The sequence below is a fragment of the Neobacillus pocheonensis genome, assembly GCF_050477905.1.
Lineage (GTDB): Bacteria > Bacillota > Bacilli > Bacillales > Cytobacillaceae > Neobacillus > Neobacillus pocheonensis_A.
In genome coordinates, this window is the sequence record NZ_JBCNAD010000001.1 from 58996 (window position 1) to 78967 (window position 19972).

The window sequence follows — 19972 nt, forward strand, 5'->3', positions numbered from 1 at the left end:
GGCAAAAAAATGCACTATTCCGAAGAATAGTGCATAGCAAGCTAAACTATAACTCTTCGGCAACTGGCTGGCATAATCTTGATAGATGTTAGCCCCTATAGCTTTGCGTCCCTGGATTTCCCCAGGTTTGCCATTATCGGATTGTAAATGTCGTTTTCTGGTATTATTGGTCGAATTTTCACCAATATTATTATATTACAATGTACTAATAAATATTACAATGATAAAAAACAAAAAAAGACCTACTTATGATTAAGCAGGCCTTACCATTTTCATTACCTCTATCCAAGTACCTAGCAATTCTGTCAGCATTTCCTGGATTTCATGCAAAATTACAGCGTCTTTTTTCACATTCGCTTCAATTAATCTTCGTTTCATATAGTCATATAGTAGGACGAGTGATTGTGAAATTTCTATGTCCATATTGAGAGTCACCATTAATTCTGTGATAATATTCTGTGCTTTAATAATCCGGTTATGGACTCGTTGCCAATCGTTTTTTTCGATTGCTAGTTTTGCCTGCTCAATAAATTTTATTGCCCCTTTAAATAAAAGCAGGGTCAACTCTTCCCCCTTTGCATATAAAACTTGATTATTTTCATATGCCTGGTAGGCTGTGTTAAGTGACATAATCTTCACACCTTTCCATTATTTTCTTTTATCATAAAATAAGCCTGTGAAAACAGCAGCCGGCTCCCCGTAATGCTGTTTGATGTTTTTTTCTTTTTTTAACGAGTAAATGTTTGCTAGAATCTTTTGCTTTTGTGCGTTTAGTTTATCCTGAAGCGCTTTTTCCATTGGAAAGATGCTCTGCAGTAGTTCCTTCAATGCCGGGTTGATGAGAATCTGCCCGGCGCTTCGATCGAGTTGGTTTATTTCTTCGATGCAATTTTGGCGTTCATTCATTAGTGCTTGGATGGGTTCAGGTGCTTCGTCATTGATTTCGTTAAGTAATTGCCTGGTTAGCTGGTAATAGGTTTTAAGTAATGCCAATTTTTGTTGATACAAGATTACATTCCACCGCCCATTTGCTGCATTAACCAGCTGCTTTGTGAGTTTGATTTTTGGATGGCTTGTTCCATCGCCGTAAACTGCTTCCAATAGTAATCTTCTTTTCGCTGCAATCGCTTCTCCCAGGAATCGACTTGATTATCAAGCTGGCTTAGTGATTTCGTAAGGTAAGCGTCATTCGAATAACCCGCCGTTTTGGTGATTTCCTTCATCGTTTCATTGATTTGGTCGTACAATCTCCAGCCAATGCCGCTATTGTTAAATTCATCAGGCTGATTGGCCTCGTTGTTGTCGGCCTTGCCTGTATCGTATTTTTTTGAAAATAAGAGGGAAACTTCCTTCCCATTATTTTCAATCGCTTCTCTTAATTTTTTTTCATCCAGGACCAGCTTACCGTTATCTTTATAATTGGAGCTTGTGGTGATGCCAATCTCGGCCAGCGAATCAAATTGACTGTTCATTTTGGCCGGATCTGGATCACGGACATTGGAGTATAGTGTTAACCGCAACTTGTCTAGTGCCGAAGAAATGATGCGATCATTTTGCAATAAGCCGCTTTTCGCTTTTTCCTCCCATAATTCAATCTCTTTATCTTTCATATCCTTTTTCTGGTCATCCAACAGTGGTGAATAATCTTTGTAAGTCTTTTCCCCTAATGTATCGCGCAAGGTTTTAACGGTATCGTTATATTTATCAACAAAGCTTTTGATGCCATCAAAAATGGCATCCACATCAGCCTTTTTCGTAATTGTTACAGTGCCGCCAGCCGGGATGTCGCCCTTGATGGTAAAGGTAATTCCGTCATAAGTTAGCTGATTGCTTTTTAGGGTAAGTGTTGTCCCGTTGATTGTGACCTGCCCATCGGTCGGTTTCACTGCCGAGCTTCCGGTCGCACCACTTAGGTTGCCTGCCGGGAAATCGTTTTGCGTTTCGCTGATAATTCCCGGCGCGATTTTAAGCAGGTTATTGCTGTTTGTAACGTTGGAAATGCTAATAGTTGTCGCTGCATCCTTGGATGTAAAAACAATCGCCTGGTCACCGCTTGAAAAGCTTGCGGTAACACCCGTTTTATCGGCTAAAGCATTGATTTTACTAATCGAGCTTTTCATTGAGTCTTGGTCGGTAAGATTAATCGTTTCTCCGTTCAATGTAAAGCTAAAGCCCTGTCCTGCACCCAATTCAACCGTATCGCTGCTTAAAGAGGAGGAAGCAAATTTGACGGAAGAAGGTGCCCCGGGCTGATAGGCTTTGGCGTCAGAAATAATGTAGTCACTTCGGCTCGGTACGCCGCTCAAGGTTACATCCACCTTGCTGCTATCAGAAGAGGCCAATTTGCTTTTGGTAAAAGTCGACTCCAGCCTTAGATTCTCGATCGCTGAACGCAGATCCAGGAATTTCGTATTCACATCCCGATAAGCATCGATTTTCCATTGGGTCTTGGTCTTGTTCTGCAGCACCTTATTTAATTGCACTTTTTCCGCATCCATTAATTTTTTTACAAGTGATTCCGTATCCATTCCGGAAGCCAACCCGGAAAACCGAAGATTATTTGTAATCATTCTGTTACCCTCCGAACTCTTAGTATCTATAAACGGTTAACGGCATTTTGGAAGTGCACGTATAGTGTTTAATTAAAACTACAATGGGGATTTATAGTGACCATTGACTGGAAAAATGACTTGGACGGGCATCCTGGGCTGTTCACAGTGCCCGTTGGTCAGTTAAAAATACTTGGATGGGCACTCTGCCCACATAAAAAAGGCCGATTCACATGGAATCAGCCCTTGATCGATTAATTTATCGTTTTAGTCAATATTTCCGTAATGCGAATACCGAAGTATTCATCAACGACGACAACTTCCCCTTTGGCGACGATTTTTCCGTTGATTAACAAATCAACAGGTTCCCCCGACACACGGTCCAATTCGATGATCGAACCCTGGGACAGCTCTAAAATCTCGTTTATTTTCTTCTTGGTTCTGCCCAACTCCACGACCACTTCCAAATTAATGTCCATTAGGAGGTTCATGTTGATGGAATCGTCTGCTTCTTCTTTTTCAGGTTTTTCTTCTAAGTCCTTAAATAAAAACGGCTTGGTTTCCTCTTCCTTTTCCCCTAACAAAGCCTCTAGTTCATCTCTTGTAATTTTTCCATCATTACTCATCTTTTTTTACCTCTTTTTCAAAAACAGTTTCTATTTCAGCTGCGAGCCGGGTCTTCTTCACACCAGGTTTAACAAGAAATTTTACATCTTTGCCGACCATCGCCTTTAATGGTTCCTCATAAAGCTGGTCGAGCTGCACGATATCTCCGACGCTCAAGGATAAAAACTCTTCTATCGTAATGCTGGAGCGCCCCAGTTCTACTTTTAGCGGAATCTCCAACTCCTGCAGTTTGGACTTTAATAATTTGGATTCCTCGGGACTATTCGTTTTATTACGGTTTGAAAATAGTTGATAGGATGATAATTTGGGCAGGAATGGCTCTAAAATAATATAAGGAATGCAAATATGCATAAGTTCTTCTATTTCGCCAATCTTGATATTGAACGCAATAACAATGACAGTTTCATTCGGAATCGCAACTTGCAAAAACTGTGGATTAGTTTCAATCTCAACCGCAGTCAAATTCACATTCATTAAATCTTTCCAGGATTTTTTCAAGTTATCCACAAAACCTTCAAACAGTTTTTGAAGAATTTTATTTTCAATTTGCGTTAAAGTTGTTTTCTCAATAGCGGAATCGGCCAGGTCCCGGCCTCCTAATAAACGATCAATAATCGCAAAGGCCATTTTCGACTTTAGTTCCATGATCATCCGGCCTTTTTCCGAGGTTTCAAAGATATTTAAAATTGTAAAGGGTGGTAGCTCTTTAATGAATTCTTCATAGATCATTTGATTGACTGAGACCACCTCGACTTGAACAATCGTCCTTAATTGCGTCGAAATGGCAGAAGCCAGCTGATAGGCAAAATTATCATGAATTCTTGTTAAGACCCGAACTTGTTCCATCGACAATCGTAATGCCTTTTTAAAATCGTATACTTTCACGTCATTGTTATTTTCATACAGTTTCATAGTTTTTCCTCACCACCGTAACATCATCCAAGGGAAAGCAAATCCTTGCCCTTTATTCTATTATCGTTTTAAATTCACAAGTTCTTCTAAAATAGAGTCAGAAACAGTAATCACTTTGGCATTTGCTTGAAAACCGCGCTGCGCGATAATCATTTCGGTAATCTCTTCTGAAAGATCCACATTAGACATTTCAAGCTGGCCAGAAACAATTTGACCGGCATTATTATCCTGTCGCTTTTTGATCAGATTGTCAATCCTCGTTTCCTGGTCGGAATTTCCGCTTAATTCATACATGGATCCGCCCACTTTTTTCAAACCCCCTGGATTGGAAACAACAACTGTACCTAATGTAGCAATGTCTGTTGTCGTACCGTCTGCCGCTACCCCCTTCACAACCCCATTAAAATCAATCGTGTAAGATACATACAAATCCGAATCAATATTAATTGGCCCAACGGCATTCGTCGTAGGATTAATCCCCAAAACCTTATATCCTTGTGAAGTCACGAGATCGCCATTGGCATCCCGGTCAAAGTTTCCTGCCCGTGTCAGGTATTTGGAGCCATTATCGTTTTGTACCACGAAGAAGCCATTGCCATCAATATATAAATCAGACGACAGATTCGTCGTGGTCGGGCTGCCTGGTGTTTGGATCGTATCAACAGAGGCTGTTTTTACTCCTAAACCGATTTGAACAGGATTCGTTCCTCCTGCGTTTCCATTAGGAGTGGAACTGCCGCGGACCGTTTGGCTTAATACATCCTGAAACATGATCCGGCCCTTCTTGAAACCAACTGTATTTACGTTTGCAATATTATTACCGATGACATCTAATTTATTTTGGAATGCTTTCATTCCAGATACGCTTGAATTTAATGAACGCAGCATTTTCTTTACCTCCAATGATTATGATTCGAATTGTTTAGCCGAAGTGATGTTTTCAACTGGAATTTCTAGATCATTAATTTGATAATAGAATTGATTTTCTTTTCGTACAATCCCTTTAATTACGCCTGTTTCCTGTCCGCCCTTTTCATCATTAATCCACGAAACTTCCTTATTGATCATCATCGAATACTGACTGATATCTCCTTGTTGTGTGACCAAGAACTGGTTAAAGGCTTGATTCATGTTGGAAATTTGTTCAAGCGTACTAAATTGGGCTAATTGGGCAATAAACTCGCGGTCCTCCATTGGCTGGGTAGGATCTTGATTTCGTAATTGCGTAGTTAAGATTTTAAGAAAAAGATCTTTATCTACCTGGCTCTTTTGCTGGTTTTGGGTCGTGCTGCCAGTCGTCATTTTTAAGGAATTAATCGTTGTCACCTTATTTACTCCTTTAAGCAAGAATATTAATCGTGGTTTCCGTGCTTTTTTGTCTATAATCCTCAATTGTGGTATGACTTTGATAAAACTCCTCCAGGCTGATTTTCTTTTTGGAAAAACGCTGTTGAGATTGTTCCTGGCGCGATTTTCCCTCCTGCTGTGAAAAAGAATGCTGGAATCCTTGGCCGCCAAGAGATACCTCGATTTTATCCACTTGAAAACCTTGCTGCGAAAGCGAAGAGCGCAATTGTGACAGTTGCGCTTCCAACGATTCTTTTCCCAGAAGCGTTTCGGCTGTAAAGTGTGCCACTACTTGGCCTTTATGAATCGACAATTTCACTTCAATATCCCCAAGCTTTTCAGGAGTCAGTGAAAATTTCGCTTCCACAAATTCAGACGCTTTTTTTAGACTCGCATGATTTTTCAATAATTCTACTACTTCAGTAATAAACTGATTGACTGAAACCTTGGGTGAATTCGGCCGGTCTACCTTGGCATCTGGCGCGGCATTCATTGATTGAAACACAACCTCTTTCCCGTCAAATTTGGGCTGGAAGTCAAAATCTTGGTTTGACGTTTTTTCTGAAAAAGGTGACTGGAATGGGACCTCCATGGCTTTTTGCAAGGATGGCGCCGCCGCTTTATTTTCCGTGTCACTTGACAGCAGCCGCGGTAATTTGTCAAAGGTCATCTCTTGCAGATTGCGGGTATTATGTAAATCACCTTGTAATTGTGACAGATTGCCAGGATCGGTGTTGTTTTGGAAAAATACACTTAAAAAAGCTATCAGGTCATTTCTCGTTTGCGGTTTGTTTTCATCATTTTGTTCTTGTTCAGTTTGATTAGCAATTGGACCGTTTTGCTCGTTCACTTGTGCAAACCATCCATTCATCACCGAAATGAGATCATTGGTTTGGCTGCCGGGTTCTGTCTCTTTTATTAACCCATTCAAAAATTCCATAAACGCGCCAGCATTTTGCTGATCCGGATTAGCATGACTGCTTAATTTGTGACGGGTTGGATTCAAGGATGCTGATTGAATCACAAATTTTCTCCTTTCAGGTAGAGGATACTCTATTTCTAAAATAAGTTTTTTATGGTCGAATAACAATAAAAAATGAAAAATTTTCCGCTTGTAAGATTTACCCTATTTTTGAAATAGAGTAAAATAATAGATAATAAAACTGACTACAGGAGCAAAAACAATGAGTATAGGTCCCGTTTCTTCAGACTGGTTTAAAAATATCGCACTGCTTTCAATCTCAAAAAATAATTCAGATATTGCTAGTGTTACACCATTTCTCCCAACAGGAAATATCTTTGAAGCTATTTTGCAATCGGTATTGGAGAAACAATCTCGGATTAATACCAATCTAAATAAGGAGTTTTTTGCAGCAAATACGATTCTTCCCGCGATAAAGGATTACTCCCATGTATTAGGTGCATCAACGACCTTGGATTATACCGAAGCCTCTTTACAAAAATTAAATTCAACCTTAAAAGGAAAATTAGCCGATCTGGGTGAACTTTTTATCGAAGCTGGGAAAAAATATAATATAAATCCAAATCTACTTGCCTCGGTCGCTATTCATGAATCTGGAAATGGCAAGTCAAGGGCGGCTAATGAAAAAAATAATATTGCCGGAATGATGGGCAGAGACGGCCTAAAACAGTATGATACAGTTGCTGAGAGCATCTTCGATATGGCCAGAAATCTAAGAAAGAATTATTTAGATAAAGGGTTCGATTCGATTGCCAAAATCGGTACCAAATATGCGCCTATCGGTGCAGACAACGATCCGACCGGATTAAACAATCACTGGGTAAAAGGTGTCAACAACTACTTTCATTCTCTTTTTTCATCATAAGCAGGTTGAGGATGTCCTAAAAGCTAAGCTTTTTGGGACATCCTCTTTTTTGTTTATTCAATCAAGCTTAAAACAAGAAACCGAATAGCCAGTTATTGTCGCAGCTCTTTTTTTGATTATTGATCACATCGACTGTGGTGCTTCCAACCACTAGAACACCGCCAACCTTTGCACGGAAAACTAGTAGCTCTTTGCTTTCGTCCCAAATAAAGTCATCACGCTCGAATTTAAATTGGCCATTCTTTGCTTGGTTCTGTAAGCCCTTGCTATCGCTCAGTGCATGCACGTTGTTAATTGTTACGGTAGATAAGTCAACGTTTGCAAAGCTGTAGCCTTTTGGCAATGTAGCTCTTACAGTAAATTCACCATTGTTGCAGTTGATGACCTTTGGAGTAACTTCGATCGTCGCTTGAATATAGGTTGATACTGTTTTTTCTACGACCGTCTTTAATCCCGCGTTGTCGATGGCCGTAATTTTAATTGTATAATCGCCAGGTTTATCAAAGGTGATTTTTCCTGTTGTGTTCTTGACGCCATTGACTTCGACATAGCTTTCTTTAATGCCAGAGAGATTATCCGCCGCTTCATATTTAAGCTCTACGCTTGAACCAAGTGCAAACTCCGTTGGAAGATCTGCCTTAATCGTTGGCACGGTTTTGTCCACGTTTACTTCGACTGTATGCTTGGCTTCAATGTTTCCAGCGTTGTCTGTGCTGTAGAAGGTTAAAGTGTGTTTGCCTTCTTTTTCTACTTTTAGGAGAGTTCCTTCAATGAAGGCTGCTCCGTCGATTGAATAATAGGTGGCTTTTACACCGCTTAGATCATCGGTTGCTGTCAGTTCAACGTTAACAGTATCTGTGTACCATTTATCTTCGACATTGCTTACTGTAGTTGGAGCAGCCTTGTCCACGTTTACTACTACTGTGTGTTTGTCCTCGATGTTTCCAGCGTTGTCGACACTGTAGAAAGTAACTTCGTGTTTGCCTTCTTTTTCAACCGTAAAGCTTGTTCCTTCGTTGAAGTCAGCGCCATCGATAGAATAGTAGGTGGTTTTTACACCGCTTAGATCATCGGTTGCTGTCAGTTCAACGTTCACAGTGTTTGTCTGCCATTTTTCTTCGAGATTGCTTACAGTCGTTGGAGCAGTTTTATCCACGTTTACTGCTACTGTGTGTTTTTCCTCGATGTTTCCAGCGTTGTCCACACTGTAGAAAGTAACTTCGTGTTTGCCTTCTTTTTCAACCGTCAGGCTTGTTCCTTCGTTGAAGTCAGCCCCATCGATAGAATAGTAGGTGGCTTTTACTCCGCTTAGATCGTCGGTTGCTGTCAGTTTTACGTCCACGGTGTTTGTATTCCATTTATCTTCGAGATTGCTTACTGTCGTTGGTGCAGTTTTGTCCAAGTTTACTGCTACTTTATGTCTTTCCTCTATGTTTCCGGCGTTGTCGACACTGTAGAAAGTAACTTCATGTTTGCCTTCTTTTTCAATCGTCAGGCTGGTTCCTTTGTTGAAGTCAGCGCCATCGATAGAATAGTAGGTGGCTTTTACACCGCTTAGATCATCGGTTGCTGTCAGTTTTACATTCAAAGAGTCTCTATACCATTTATCTTCGAGATTGCTTACAGTGACTGGTGCAGTTTTATCTACGATTACTTCGATTGTCTGCTTAGCTTCCATATTGCCGGCGTTATCGATGCTGTAGAAAGTAACGGTGTTAACTCCTTGTTGATCAACTACAAAGCTTGTACCTTCTGTGAAATCAGATCCGTTAATGGAGTAGTAGGTTGCATGAACTCCGGAAAGATCATCAGTGGCTGTTAATTCCACCAAACTATTATCTTTAATATCTGCTGTAGTTTTTGGAGCTTGTTTATCCATTTTCACCTCTACGGTCCGTTTTTCCTCAACGTTCCCAACGTTGTCTTCGCTGTAGAAGGAAACCGTATGAACACCTTCTTTTTCAAGAGCAAAGTTCGTTCCTTCTGCAAATTCTGAGCCATCAACAGAATAATAGGTTGCTTTTACTCCTGATAGATCATCGGTAGCTGTTAAATTGACATTTACATCATTGTTATACCAGTAAGCGCTTGTATTGATCACCGTTTCTGGCGCTTGTTTGTCAATTTTGACATCAATTGTTTTAACTTCCTCAACGTTTCCAGCATTGTCCACACTATAGAATGAAACGGTGTTAACTCCTGCTTGATTGAGGGTTAGTTGTGTTCCTTCTGCAAATTCTGAATGATTAATAGAATAATAGGTGCTCTTAACGCCGCTTAAGTCGTCAGTAGCACTTAAAGTAACTGAAACATCGTCCTTTGACCATTCAAGTTTTGTGTCGGCAGATGTAACCGGCGGGGTTACGTCAGAAGGCTGATTGATATCAACTGTAACAGTAGCATAGTCGATTGACTCTGTTCCGTCTTTTGTAACTGGAACGATTTGATATTCGTGCGTGCCTTGTTCTTCTGGTTTATTTAGTGTGTAGTTTGGATCGGTAGTGGTTCCTACTAGAACTCGTTCACCGTCAACTACTTCGTAAATGTTGTATTTGTCTGCGTCTGGGACTGTGTCCCAGGAAAGGTTGACGGATTTGTCTTTTACTTCTGGTTTAGCATCTTGTGGTGCCCTTAAAACTGGAGCAACATCTACTACAACAATATTAGAATATGGGGATGAACCGAAACGTTCAGACTTCGCGATGATCGCGTACTCATGTTTCCCTTGTTCTAAATCAGTAGCATAGTATGAATTATTAGTAGTGGTCTTTATTAAGTTAGGCACACCATCTATAAGCTTATAAACCTCATATTCAGTTGCATACGGATCCGAAGACCATCTAATTGACGCACTGTTTTCTGTATCCTTTACTGCATAAGCAATTGGAGTTTGTATTACAGGAAACGCAATTGTTGTGTTGTATGTCCCAGGTGTGGATTCCCCAAATCGCTCGCTTACAGAAACGATTTCAAAAGTATAGTCCCCTTCTGGAAGGTTAGTAAAGTAATGGGAACGATTTGAAGTGGTTTCAATTAATTCCTTCTGACCATTTACTATCCTATAAAGTTTATAAGTGTCTGCATAGTCTGCTGCAGACCACATGAGCAAAAGATCATTTCCGTTATAGACATAAGAATAAATTTGGCCAGGAGGTAGTAATGTTGGATAAACTATCTCTATTTTAGTTTGACTTCCTGTTTTTGATTCCCCAAATTTTGATAAGGCCGTTACTTCATAAACATGAAATCCAGCAGAAACGTTTATTACATACTGGTTTGTATTTGTAGTAGAATTGACAAGTTTTCTATTCCCATCAACAATTTCATAGATATTATAAGAAGTGACATTTTGCACCGGATCCCATCTTAAAATAACATTATTGACATTGTTAATATAAGACTTTATCCCTGTTGGAGCAGACGTTTCAGGATATATAACGTTTACTTTAATAGAACTTGATGTGGACTCACCGAACTGGGTATTGTAAGAAGTAACCTCATAAAGGTGTTCCCCTTCTGATACAGTCGAAAAATATTGGCTCGCCTTGGTCGGTGTAGCAATTAATTGCCTTTGGCCATTAATTACTTCGTAAACCTTATAACTAGTTGCAAATTCCGTTGCACTCCAGGTTAACGAAACATCATTGCCGTTTACAACACTGTAAGATAGTCCGTTAGGAGGTTGCATAGTTGGATATTTTATTTCGACGGTCAACAACGATGAAAGCTGTGACTCTCCTGTACTATTAACGGTAGTAACCCCATAAGTATGAGAACCTTCTTTAACACCTGCAAGATAACGATTAGGTGACGTTGTTTGAATGATTAAAACTTTGTCTTGGTCTTTAATCTCATAAATCCGATAAGCAGTTGCACCATTTACATCGTTCCACCTTAAAATGACATTATCGATCCCATCAAGAACATAGCGAAAATTATCAGGGGCTGGTAAAGTTATTGCGGCAAATACAGACGTGACTGGTGAAAATAATTGCAATATTAAAGCAGCTAAAACGAATAAAGAAAGTTTTTTCTTTATTTTTTGCATACCTCTTCCTCCCTTTCACTTATTTATCTGTAGCTTAAAAAGAAGCCCCTTCTTGCAAGAGACTTCTTTTCAATTGGAATAACCCGTTATTAACCACGAAGAAGCTGTAATACACCTTGAGGCTGTTGATTAGCTTGTGCAAGCATAGATTGTGCAGCTTGAGAAAGGATATTGTTTTTCGTAAATTCCATCATTTCGTGTGCCATGTCAACATCTCTTAAACGGGATTCTGCAGCCGTTAAGTTTTCTGAAGAAGTACCAAGGCTGTTAATTGTATGCTCTAAACGGTTTTGGACAGCCCCTAGTTTAGAACGTTCAGTTGAAACTGTACTAATAGCGGAATCAAGAACCTTAATCGCTTTTTCAGCGCTAACTTCACTCATTAGAGAAATATTTACACCATTGTTTTTTAGACCCAATGCAACCGAATCCATTGCATTAATGCCAATTTCTAGAGTTTGTCCCTCATTTGCTCCCACATGAATCGATACAGTATTGTTTGCTGAACCTACTGTGATAGTAGAAACCTGATTATTCGCAGGATTTCCGGCAGCGTCAACAATTGAACCGTTAAATGTTAGTTGCAGATTAGATACTTGTACAACCGAGTTTGCGCGGACAGCAATTCTTCCATCTCCAGCACTAGCTCCAGCAGGACCAATGTCAACTTGTGCTACATAGTCACCTTTGTTTGCTGCAACTTGAAGTTGTTGTAACCCGCCATTTTTCCCTGTGTTCAATGAACTATTAAATGATGTACGATCAATACCTTCTGATGAAGTTGCTGTGATGCTGAATGAGCTAATGTCATTAGCTGCACCTTTTTGACCAGTAATTAACATTGCTCCATCGGTACTAAGCCCAGACACTGGCGCATCAAGACCTAAGGCATCAAGATCAGATCCAAAATCACCAACACCATCTGCAGTGTCCATTGCTACTGAGCTAGACCCTAATGTATTTTTTACAGTGGACATAAAATCGTCTAAAGTACTGTTAGCCGACACTACATAAACTGCATTCTTTACTTCGCCACCTACTACTGCGGATAGAGTAATTTCATCGCCCACTTTAAGCCCGTAGTTTCCACTTGCATCTCCGAGATCTGTGAGTTTGGTATTGTTAGTAACAGCGGCTGCAACGCCTGAAGTGTAATCTTTTAATGCACCTGTTTGCCAAACTGCTGCAGTATCAGCGGTTAACGCAGTACCTGTAGTGACAGTAGTGGTTCCAGAAGCAGCAGTTGAAGAAGAAATTACATTAGCTACAGATCCACCTGTTGACTGAGCAAATTTAGCAGTTTTAGAGATATCACCATTTAAAATCTTAAAGCTGTTGAATTCGGTATTATTTGCAATTCGATCCACTTCATCAATTAATTGATTAACTTCTGTTTGGATATTTTGTTTATCCTGAGTTGTTGAAGTCCCATTTGCCGCTTGGTTCGAAAGTTCACGAACACGCTGTAGGATACTATGTGTTTCGTTTAACGCACCTTCGGCAGTTTGAATTAACGAAATCCCGTCTTGAGCATTCTTCTGTGCTTGATCCAAACCGCGGATTTGAGCTCTCATTTTTTCAGAGATTGCTAGACCAGTTGCATCATCAGCTGCACGGTTGATACGTAAGCCCGAAGACAATTTCTCCAAATTTTTCGATGAAGCCGATGAGTTTGCACTTAGTTGATTATAAGCATTTAGTGCGGAAATGTTATGATTGATTCTCATTTCGTTTTCCTCCTAGTCGTTTTGACAAATTTTTATTTGTTTTTGTCTTGCTACTAGTAAGTAACGACATTTTTCAGCACGTGGAGAGGGATTTTTTGATATTTTTTATTTTAAATAGCTGTTTTTGTACGAGAATTTACAAAAAAAAGCAGAAATTTGATAGGAAAAAACTTGTTTACAAATTTATCGGCGATTCTAAGTGATTTATCGGCGAATTTTTCATTTTATCGGCGAATCTGAAGCATTTATCGGCGAATTTCCCAATTTATCGGCGAATTGAATTTCCCCTGAAGAAATCTTCGTTTGGAAAGTACACTCGACCCTTTTTTGTTCCAGAACTATTAAGATTTGCAGAGCGAAGGAGTCTCTTTGCAACATCCTCCGATTTTATGTGGCAAAACTCCCGAAACTGTAGATTCGTTATTTTCGTATCGATCAGTAAAAAAAAGTCCTGGAGAGCGTTTAGGTGAGCATCTTTTGAAAAATGGCCGCAGGTAGGAATAGGACAAAACCATTTCTGCTTCTTACGAATGAGTGGAATATGATCGAAGGTGGGGCAAAACACACCGGTTTTGATATCTTCCTTTTTAATTCCATATTTAGTCAAAATGTAGTTTGTCGGAATTGTATTCATTTTAACGAGGAGGCGGCTAAGTTTTCGGAGGTCTTTTGAGGTTAAGAGTGGACTTGAATACATATTTTCGAAAAACTGAATTTTGTTTAGTAACGCATCTGATTTACATACCCGCGGCTTCACTTTATAAGCGTCTTTGCCTGATATAACATAGGAGGCATAATTATTGCTAATCACCACTAAATAATCAACAGGAACTGGTGGAAATTTATGATCTGCCATTAGTTTCTTTATGTATTCTTGATGCCTTTCAGCTTGAGAGATTGGATCAAGGTAACCCTTTTCTTTTTCATTAATGATTTGCATAAACTGCCTGTTTTCGGTATCAAATATCAATTTACCGGCCATATTTTTCACATCAATAATTAGGGCGAATTCTGGTGTGAGGAGAAGGGTGTCAATTTGACAGTTATAGTCACCATCAGGGAGGTATAAATCGTGGAGTATCAAGTATTTATCATTCGGGAGGAGGCGTAAATAATAATCAAGAGCTACTTCTCCTTGGTATCCAGCTTGCCTCCTTCCAAGTTCCTCTAAAATTTGCTGGTATTTTGGGAAATTCAGTGGAAGACGCCGGCATAATGCCTCTAAAATGAGAATTACCAATGGAATTTTTCTTTCTTTTACTATCAAAACGATCACTCCTTTCAATTTACCTGTAAAATTCTTAAAAAGAAGTTGAAATACCTGCCGAATTTTAGCGAAATTTGTTAACAATTTTTGACCAGTTATTTTATCGGCGCTTTTTGAGTGTTTATCGGCTAATTTACATGGTTTATCGGCGAATCTGGAGATTTATCGGCGAATTTTCCAATATATCGGCGAATCCATATTTAAGTAAAAAAAAGAGCCCCGAAAAAAATTCGAGACACTCCTATCGCAAAAAATCCACCAATGTTGGCATGATTGCCTTTGCACCGGAAGATAGCGCAGCATTCAAGACCGTTTGCTGCGTGGTAAAATTGGTAATTACCTTCGTCAGATCTGCATCTTCCGTTTTCGATAGCATGCTTTTGGTTGAAAGCTCTGTTTGATCATGGCGGTTGACCATCATCTCCAATTGATTCACATTGGAGCCAACAATCGAGCGATGGGCGAGGAGATTGTTCAATTGCTTATCCAAATGGTCTAAATATTGCTGCGGGTCATGGCCAGCCTCTAGTTCACCGGCAATTTTTTCAACCGTTTCAACAAGATTGAAACCTCCCGATTGAAAATTGAATATGTCCGTTCCGTTCACATTGACCTTCATATAAATACCCTGTCCGACATTCCAATTCAGTTGCTGATCATTCGAACTCACGAAACCGCCATTCTCAAATGGAGCCGTATCGGTATCAGTTCCCGCGAACAAAAAGCGATCGCCCAGTCTGGCATTGGCGATATCGCCGATGTTACCTTTTAAGGATTTCAATTCCTTCGCAATCGTATCTAAGGAATCTTGATTGTTGACGCCATTGCTGCCTTGAACCGTCAGTTCGCGAACCTTTTGCAATACCTGGGTTAAATCATCAAGGGCATTGTCGGTTGTTTCGAGCCAATTCAACCCATCTTCGGCGTTCCGCTTGAATTGTTCCGTTTCCGCCAAAGCCGACTTGTAGGACATAATTTGCACCGATTTCACGGGATCATCGGAAACCCGATTAATCGCTTTCCCAGAAGAAATTTGCTCCTGATAGCTGCTCATTGCCCGGTAATTCGTTTGAATATTCCTGATAACCTGTGTGCTTAACATATTCTGTGTGACACGCAATCCATTCACCCCCTAGATACCAACCCGGCCGGTTCCATTAATTAACTTATCAAGTACTTCATCCATTACGGAAATGTATCTGGATGCAGCATTGTACGATTGCTGGAATTTAACCATATTGGTCATTTCTTCATCGATGGACACACCGGAAACCGATTGTCTGCGATTTTCTGCTTGCTGCACTAATGCCTCCGAATTCGTTTCCATTTGGATTGACTCCTGCGTTTTGATCCCAAGATCGCCAACAATTGTCCGGTAAAAATTATTCAACGTCGTCGTTTGATTAGAAAAAGAAACATTCTTAAACTTTAAGTTGTTTAGTAAATTGGCATTACTTGCATCACTAACATTTGCCGCTCGTGCAGCCGCTATTTTACTTAAGGAGGCCACAATGGCAGGATTAACTCTGATTTCTCCGGCCGTTGCCGGATCGCTCGTACCGCCCTTCGCCACAAAAAACGGAATTTGGTCAAGCGCCGCACTTGGGTCATTCTTTCGATTTTGAATATCGTCCAAATTCATCGCACTAGGATCACTGTGAATTTGATTGACTTCCTTACTAAACGTCGTCACAAGCTCATTGATTTTTGCCATAAACGAGGGGATATCTTTTGTCAGCGATTCGACCATTCCTGTAATTTCCCCGGATTTCAATGAAATGCTTTTCCCGCCCAATGATAGTTGATTCATCGCCGAATCAAAGGAAAGAGGTGAATTTTGGTCACCCTTGACCAGGTACTCTTGTCCTATGAAAATATCAACCATTCCATTGTTCGCAGGCTTCACCTGGATATCCGCCATTTTTGAGATTTTATCTATTAATAAATCGCGTTGGTCCATTAAATCATTGGGCTGCTGTCCAGCCGCAGAAATTTTGGCAATTTGCAAATTCAAGTTGCTGACCTGCTTCGTCAGATTATTCATTTCCTGCATCTTAGTAGAAAGCTGATTTTGCAAATCCGTGCTCAGATTATCGATAGAATCTGAGATTTGATTAAACCGCCCAGCCAAGGCTGTGGCATTAGAAAGCAGGGCGGCCCGGGAGGCGAGACTGTCCGGCTCCTTCGAAAGATCCTCCCATGATTGCCAAAAGCGGTCCAGGCTTGCTTGCAGGCCATTGTCTCCAGGCTCGTTTAACGTTTCTTCTATCTTGGAAAGCGTATCCTGCTTCACATTCCAATAGCCGAGCTGTTCATTTTGACTGCGAAACTGTCCATCTAAAAACGAATCACGAATCCGATTGATTTCCTTTGTTTCGACACCTGTCCCGATCTGCAAAGGGCCGTTTCCCACATTCATACCGGGATATGACAGTGGATTGGAAGCTTGCGTGATTGCATTTTGCCTCGTGTAGCCTTCGGTATTGGCATTGGCGATATTATGCCCGGTTACACTTAGTGCCGTAGCTTGAGCAAAGATGGCTCTTTTTCCAATTTCAAGTCCGTGAAAGGTAGAACGCATTTTCCTTTCCTCCTTCCTTGTAGTGATTACACCTTTGCCTCAAAGAAGCTTCTGGAATGGATGCTTTCTTTGGCATAAGGCTTTGCCGAATATGTCATCGATTGGTCTTGTTTTTGTGTAAATAGACTCAGCATATTATGAATATACTGTAACGACGTCTCAATCAGTCGCTGATTCAATTGATGCTGTGACTCTAATTCCTTCAACTTTCCCTTTAATTCATTTTGATAGAATAACAGTTCCTCCTTGTCATTTGCCGAAGAAGTGTTTTCGATCATCTGGCTCAAGGAAACAGATTGAAAGACAAGCGTCTCGGCCTGTCTTTTCCCTTCGAGCAAACTAATTTCTTTGATCAAAACGGACTCTCTTGGAAAAATGGACAGCAACTGCTCAGGGTCACCTTTTATAATGGCCTGTTGTTTTTCTTCGCCTACATCCAGCAACTTTTCATATACCGTAATCATTTCTTGTAAAATGGTTTTCAGCGGTTCAGATGGTTTCATTGTTCAGTTCCTTTGTTCCAAGAAGAAAGCAATTTTTCAGCAATCATTTGGCTATCCACTTTATATGTGCCATTTTCGATTTGTTCCTTCAATGCTTGGATTCTTTTTTCTCTTTCCGCACTAATTTTTTCCTGGGCAGCTGGTGAAAATTCCACTTTATCTACTTGCACTTTTTTTGTTACTTCCTGCTGAGTTGGTTTGCTGATGTTATTTTTATAGGATTGCAGTCCTTGCAGACGGTTAAAGTCATTGATTTTCATCTGTACTTCCCCTTTCTAACCCCGAATCAAGTACATCTACTAAGTATTATCGACATTTTATCAAGAAGTGTTTAACTATTAAAAGTCTTTTCATAAATGGATTAAGATGGTAAATTTATAGTAGCAAATATTTAGGGGAGTTCGAAGTGAATACTGCTTATTTAGCCGATGCAGCTTTTGTTTTGATAGGTTTGATTCTTCTTTTTCGTTTTTCTACTAGGAAAAAAAATAAAATCCTACCAAAAAGGGAAAATCGGAGGAGTGCCTTCCGCCTTAGTTTATGGGAGCATGAATGCACTTTAACAACCGCTTCCTCCCCAGGCACCGTTCTTTATGGTTCGATTCGTGATATCAGCTTGACCGGTATGAAACTCATTTCTTATGAGGATTTAACCAATATTGATGAACTCACGATACATTTTGAGTTGGAGGAAATATTCTCTTTACCCGGAAAAATAGAGCGACGGAAACGATTAGCCAATGGAATATACGAATTCGGAGTCCATTTTATCGAATTGGATGAAAAAACCGAACAAAAGCTATTCAAAATCCTTTGGGATAAAAGCAGAGAAAAAGTCGTTTTATAATGCAAAAAGAGCCTATTTTTGAACTGCACCCCCAATTTTAGAGAGTGTCTAAAGTTTGGGGTGCAGTTTATCTCAAGGCTCTTTTTTATTAACTTCTTATGATTCCATTGGCGATTCCCATCATTTGATCAGCATATGAGATAGACCTGGAATTGAATTGGAACCCCCGCTGGGTTGTGATCATGTCCGTCACTTCTTTACTCAAATCCACATTAGAGGATTCAATAAATCCCTGCTGGATGGCGACCGAAGTATTGGCAAGAATTTCATTGCCTGCTCCTGTGTAACGAAAAACATTACCACCCTCACCAGTCAATTTCTGCGGATTGACAAACTCAACCACCCCGATTTGCTGGTTAGTAGAAGCAATCATTCCGGACTCGTTGACTGAGAAATCGACATCGTTTGGTATTTCCACCGGCTGCTTATTTTTATCCAACAAATAGTAGCCCTCAGCATTCACTAGGCGATAGGTTCCATTGTCCATGGGGCTTTTTTGAAACGAGCCATTTCTTGTATAGAAAACATCGCCCTGTTTTCCAACTTGAAAAAACCCTTTCCCCGAAATCATCAAATCAAGTGGATTATCTGTTGCTTTTGGAATCCCCTGCTCCAACATCAGCTGCGTGCCGTTCATATGGACCCCAAATCCGGCACGAATACCATTGGGCGTCATTCTGCCTGCTTCCCGATTGGCAGCCTTTTGGTTTTCAATCGAAATTGCTAAATTTTCTTCAAAGGAGGCCTCTCTTCGCTTAAAGCCCGTTGTTTCAGCATTGGCAATATTGTTTGAAATCGTATCCAGCTTTTTCTGGTAGGAGTTTAAACCGCTTGTGGCAATATACAACGAAGTATTCATGAGTACTCTCCTTTACACTTTTCCGACTGAATTTAATAATTCCAATGACCGGTCGTAAGCCTGCAGCACTTTTTGATTTGCTTCGTACAAACGGACATTTTCCATCATGTTTGTCATCGTCATCGTTGGATCCACATTCGAGCCCTCGATCATTTTCTGATGGAGCACGACGCCCGCTGGGAGCTCTTTTAAAATCGGAGGATTTTGTCCTTCTAACCTGAACAATCCATTTCCTTCTTTGATCAATTGGTTGGGATTTTCGATCAAAACTAATCCAATCGTATCAACCACTTCACGCTTGGCAGGATCATCGGGATTGACAATAATTTCTCCTTGAGGGCTGATGGACACCTCACTGGAAGCAAGATCAGGATCAACTTGTACCGGTTTCCCAAGATTGTTTAATACGGCGTTTCCTTCCAGGGTACGAAGTTGTCCCGTTTCATCAACTGTAAATCGTCCATTTCTTGTATAGCGGATTTCTCCTATCGCATTAACAACGGCAAAAAACATACTTGGCTGTTGACCGCCGGCGGAAGGGAGATTTCGATCATCAATCGCCACATCAAATGGATTATTCGTTTCGACCAAGTCGCCTTGAAGAAAGTTCGAAATATTTTCTTGGGCATAGACTCCCTGCTGCATCGAACCAATCCAAGAAAATCCGGGTGCATTCTCCGTTGCAGTCGTTTGAGAATCATTGATTCTTTCAAGGAAAACCTCCGGAAAAGCACGCAAAGTGGTATCAACCTTTTTGTAACCGGGAGTTTCAATATTAGCCAGATTATTCGTTAACGCTTCCTGCCGCCTTTGCAGGGCAATCATGCCGGACGCTGCTGTATGTATTCCTCTAAGCAT

Annotated in this window: 18 protein-coding genes, 1 pseudogene and 1 riboswitch; of the genes and pseudogenes, 2 read left to right on the forward strand and 17 right to left on the reverse strand. The window is 40.4% G+C overall.

Annotated features, from left to right (window positions below):
• Positions 1-55 precede the first annotated feature (55 nt).
• Positions 56-142: riboswitch (cyclic di-GMP riboswitch) on the reverse strand.
• A 110-nt stretch (positions 143-252) separates the two neighbouring features.
• The 8 genes and pseudogenes from fliS to ABES02_RS00370 form a co-directional block, all read right to left on the reverse strand.
• A complete protein-coding gene (fliS, locus tag ABES02_RS00335) occupies positions 253-630 on the reverse strand; it encodes a flagellar export chaperone FliS (RefSeq protein ID WP_430129251.1) in 378 nt (125 codons plus the stop codon).
• An 18-nt stretch (positions 631-648) separates the two neighbouring features.
• Complete coding sequence (locus tag ABES02_RS00340; protein WP_430129254.1) at positions 649-1008, reverse strand: hypothetical protein; 360 nt, start codon at positions 1006-1008, stop codon at positions 649-651.
• Between the two features lie 2 nt (positions 1009-1010).
• Complete coding sequence (gene fliD, locus ABES02_RS00345; RefSeq protein WP_430129257.1) at positions 1011-2570, reverse strand: flagellar filament capping protein FliD; 1560 nt, start codon at positions 2568-2570, stop codon at positions 1011-1013.
• A gap of 233 nt (positions 2571-2803) precedes the next feature.
• Positions 2804-3046 (reverse strand): annotated as a pseudogene (gene fliN / locus ABES02_RS00350) (flagellar motor switch protein FliN); the annotation flags it as partial.
• Between the two features lie 121 nt (positions 3047-3167).
• A complete protein-coding gene (gene fliM, locus ABES02_RS00355; RefSeq protein WP_430129260.1) occupies positions 3168-4088 on the reverse strand; it encodes a flagellar motor switch protein FliM in 921 nt (306 codons plus the stop codon).
• Positions 4089-4148: 60 nt separating this feature from the next.
• Complete coding sequence (locus ABES02_RS00360) at positions 4149-4976, reverse strand: flagellar hook-basal body complex protein (RefSeq protein ID WP_430129263.1); 828 nt, start codon at positions 4974-4976, stop codon at positions 4149-4151.
• 18 nt (positions 4977-4994) lie between these two features.
• Complete coding sequence (locus ABES02_RS00365) at positions 4995-5414, reverse strand: flagellar hook capping FlgD N-terminal domain-containing protein (RefSeq protein WP_430129265.1); 420 nt, start codon at positions 5412-5414, stop codon at positions 4995-4997.
• Positions 5415-5427: 13 nt separating this feature from the next.
• Complete coding sequence (locus ABES02_RS00370; protein WP_430129268.1) at positions 5428-6459, reverse strand: flagellar hook-length control protein FliK; 1032 nt, start codon at positions 6457-6459, stop codon at positions 5428-5430.
• Between the two features lie 160 nt (positions 6460-6619).
• Here ABES02_RS00370 and ABES02_RS00375 point away from each other — a divergent pair, with 160 nt between their 5' ends.
• Positions 6620-7282 carry a glucosaminidase domain-containing protein gene (locus tag ABES02_RS00375; protein ID WP_430129271.1) on the forward strand — a complete coding sequence of 221 codons (663 nt, stop codon included), beginning with the start codon at positions 6620-6622 and terminating at the stop codon, positions 7280-7282.
• Positions 7283-7349: 67 nt separating this feature from the next.
• On the opposite strand, the gene ABES02_RS00380 is transcribed toward ABES02_RS00375, so the two are convergent.
• The 7 genes from ABES02_RS00380 to flgM form a co-directional block, all read right to left on the reverse strand.
• Positions 7350-11330: an OmpL47-type beta-barrel domain-containing protein gene (locus ABES02_RS00380; protein ID WP_430129275.1), complete on the reverse strand. Its 3981-nt coding sequence runs from the start codon at positions 11328-11330 to the stop codon at positions 7350-7352.
• An 89-nt stretch (positions 11331-11419) separates the two neighbouring features.
• Entirely contained in the window at positions 11420-13057 is a 1638-nt protein-coding gene (locus ABES02_RS00385; protein WP_430129278.1) for a flagellin, read from the reverse strand.
• Between the two features lie 265 nt (positions 13058-13322).
• Positions 13323-14324 carry a nuclease-related domain-containing protein gene (locus ABES02_RS00390; protein ID WP_430129281.1) on the reverse strand — a complete coding sequence of 334 codons (1002 nt, stop codon included), beginning with the start codon at positions 14322-14324 and terminating at the stop codon, positions 13323-13325.
• Between the two features lie 241 nt (positions 14325-14565).
• Entirely contained in the window at positions 14566-15444 is an 879-nt protein-coding gene (gene flgL, locus ABES02_RS00395; RefSeq protein WP_430129284.1) for a flagellar hook-associated protein FlgL, read from the reverse strand.
• Positions 15445-15456: 12 nt separating this feature from the next.
• On the reverse strand, positions 15457-16905 hold the full coding sequence (gene flgK, locus ABES02_RS00400) for a flagellar hook-associated protein FlgK (RefSeq protein ID WP_430129287.1): 1449 nt from the start codon (positions 16903-16905) through the stop codon (positions 15457-15459).
• Positions 16906-16931: 26 nt separating this feature from the next.
• Entirely contained in the window at positions 16932-17408 is a 477-nt protein-coding gene (locus tag ABES02_RS00405) for a flagellar protein FlgN (RefSeq protein ID WP_430129289.1), read from the reverse strand.
• Complete coding sequence (gene flgM / locus ABES02_RS00410) at positions 17405-17668, reverse strand: flagellar biosynthesis anti-sigma factor FlgM (RefSeq protein ID WP_430129292.1); 264 nt, start codon at positions 17666-17668, stop codon at positions 17405-17407. Before flgM ends, ABES02_RS00405 begins: the two co-directional genes overlap by 4 nt.
• A 146-nt stretch (positions 17669-17814) precedes the next feature.
• On the opposite strand from flgM, the gene ABES02_RS00415 reads away from it, so the two are divergent.
• Positions 17815-18255, forward strand: a complete 441-nt coding sequence (locus ABES02_RS00415) for a PilZ domain-containing protein (protein ID WP_430129295.1) — start codon at positions 17815-17817, stop codon at positions 18253-18255.
• 88 nt (positions 18256-18343) lie between these two features.
• Here the strand turns inward: ABES02_RS00415 and ABES02_RS00420 are convergent, their stop codons facing one another.
• Together ABES02_RS00420 and ABES02_RS00425 are read right to left on the reverse strand one after the other, a co-directional pair.
• Complete coding sequence (locus ABES02_RS00420; protein WP_430129298.1) at positions 18344-19114, reverse strand: flagellar hook-basal body protein; 771 nt, start codon at positions 19112-19114, stop codon at positions 18344-18346.
• Between the two features lie 12 nt (positions 19115-19126).
• Positions 19127-19972, reverse strand: a complete 846-nt coding sequence (locus ABES02_RS00425; protein WP_430129301.1) for a flagellar hook-basal body protein — start codon at positions 19970-19972, stop codon at positions 19127-19129.

Excerpts from the sequence above, each read along its gene's own strand:
- ABES02_RS00425 (WP_430129301.1), bottom strand. The coding sequence starts at position 19,972 with ATGCTTAGAGGAATACATACAGCAGCGTCCGGCATGATTGCCCTGCAA.
- ABES02_RS00420 (WP_430129298.1), bottom strand. The coding sequence starts at position 19,114 with ATGAATACTTCGTTGTATATTGCCACAAGCGGTTTAAACTCCTACCAG.
- ABES02_RS00405 (WP_430129289.1), bottom strand. The coding sequence starts at position 17,408 with ATGAAACCATCTGAACCGCTGAAAACCATTTTACAAGAAATGATTACG.
- ABES02_RS00380 (WP_430129275.1), bottom strand. The coding sequence starts at position 11,330 with ATGCAAAAAATAAAGAAAAAACTTTCTTTATTCGTTTTAGCTGCTTTA.
- ABES02_RS00385 (WP_430129278.1), bottom strand. The coding sequence starts at position 13,057 with ATGAGAATCAATCATAACATTTCCGCACTAAATGCTTATAATCAACTA.
- ABES02_RS00360 (WP_430129263.1), bottom strand. The coding sequence starts at position 4,976 with ATGCTGCGTTCATTAAATTCAAGCGTATCTGGAATGAAAGCATTCCAA.
- ABES02_RS00375 (WP_430129271.1), top strand. The coding sequence starts at position 6,620 with ATGAGTATAGGTCCCGTTTCTTCAGACTGGTTTAAAAATATCGCACTG.
- flgM (WP_430129292.1), bottom strand. The coding sequence starts at position 17,668 with ATGAAAATCAATGACTTTAACCGTCTGCAAGGACTGCAATCCTATAAA.
- fliD (WP_430129257.1), bottom strand. The coding sequence starts at position 2,570 with ATGATTACAAATAATCTTCGGTTTTCCGGGTTGGCTTCCGGAATGGAT.
- flgK (WP_430129287.1), bottom strand. The coding sequence starts at position 16,905 with ATGCGTTCTACCTTTCACGGACTTGAAATTGGAAAAAGAGCCATCTTT.
- fliM (WP_430129260.1), bottom strand. The coding sequence starts at position 4,088 with ATGAAACTGTATGAAAATAACAATGACGTGAAAGTATACGATTTTAAA.
- fliS (WP_430129251.1), bottom strand. The coding sequence starts at position 630 with ATGTCACTTAACACAGCCTACCAGGCATATGAAAATAATCAAGTTTTA.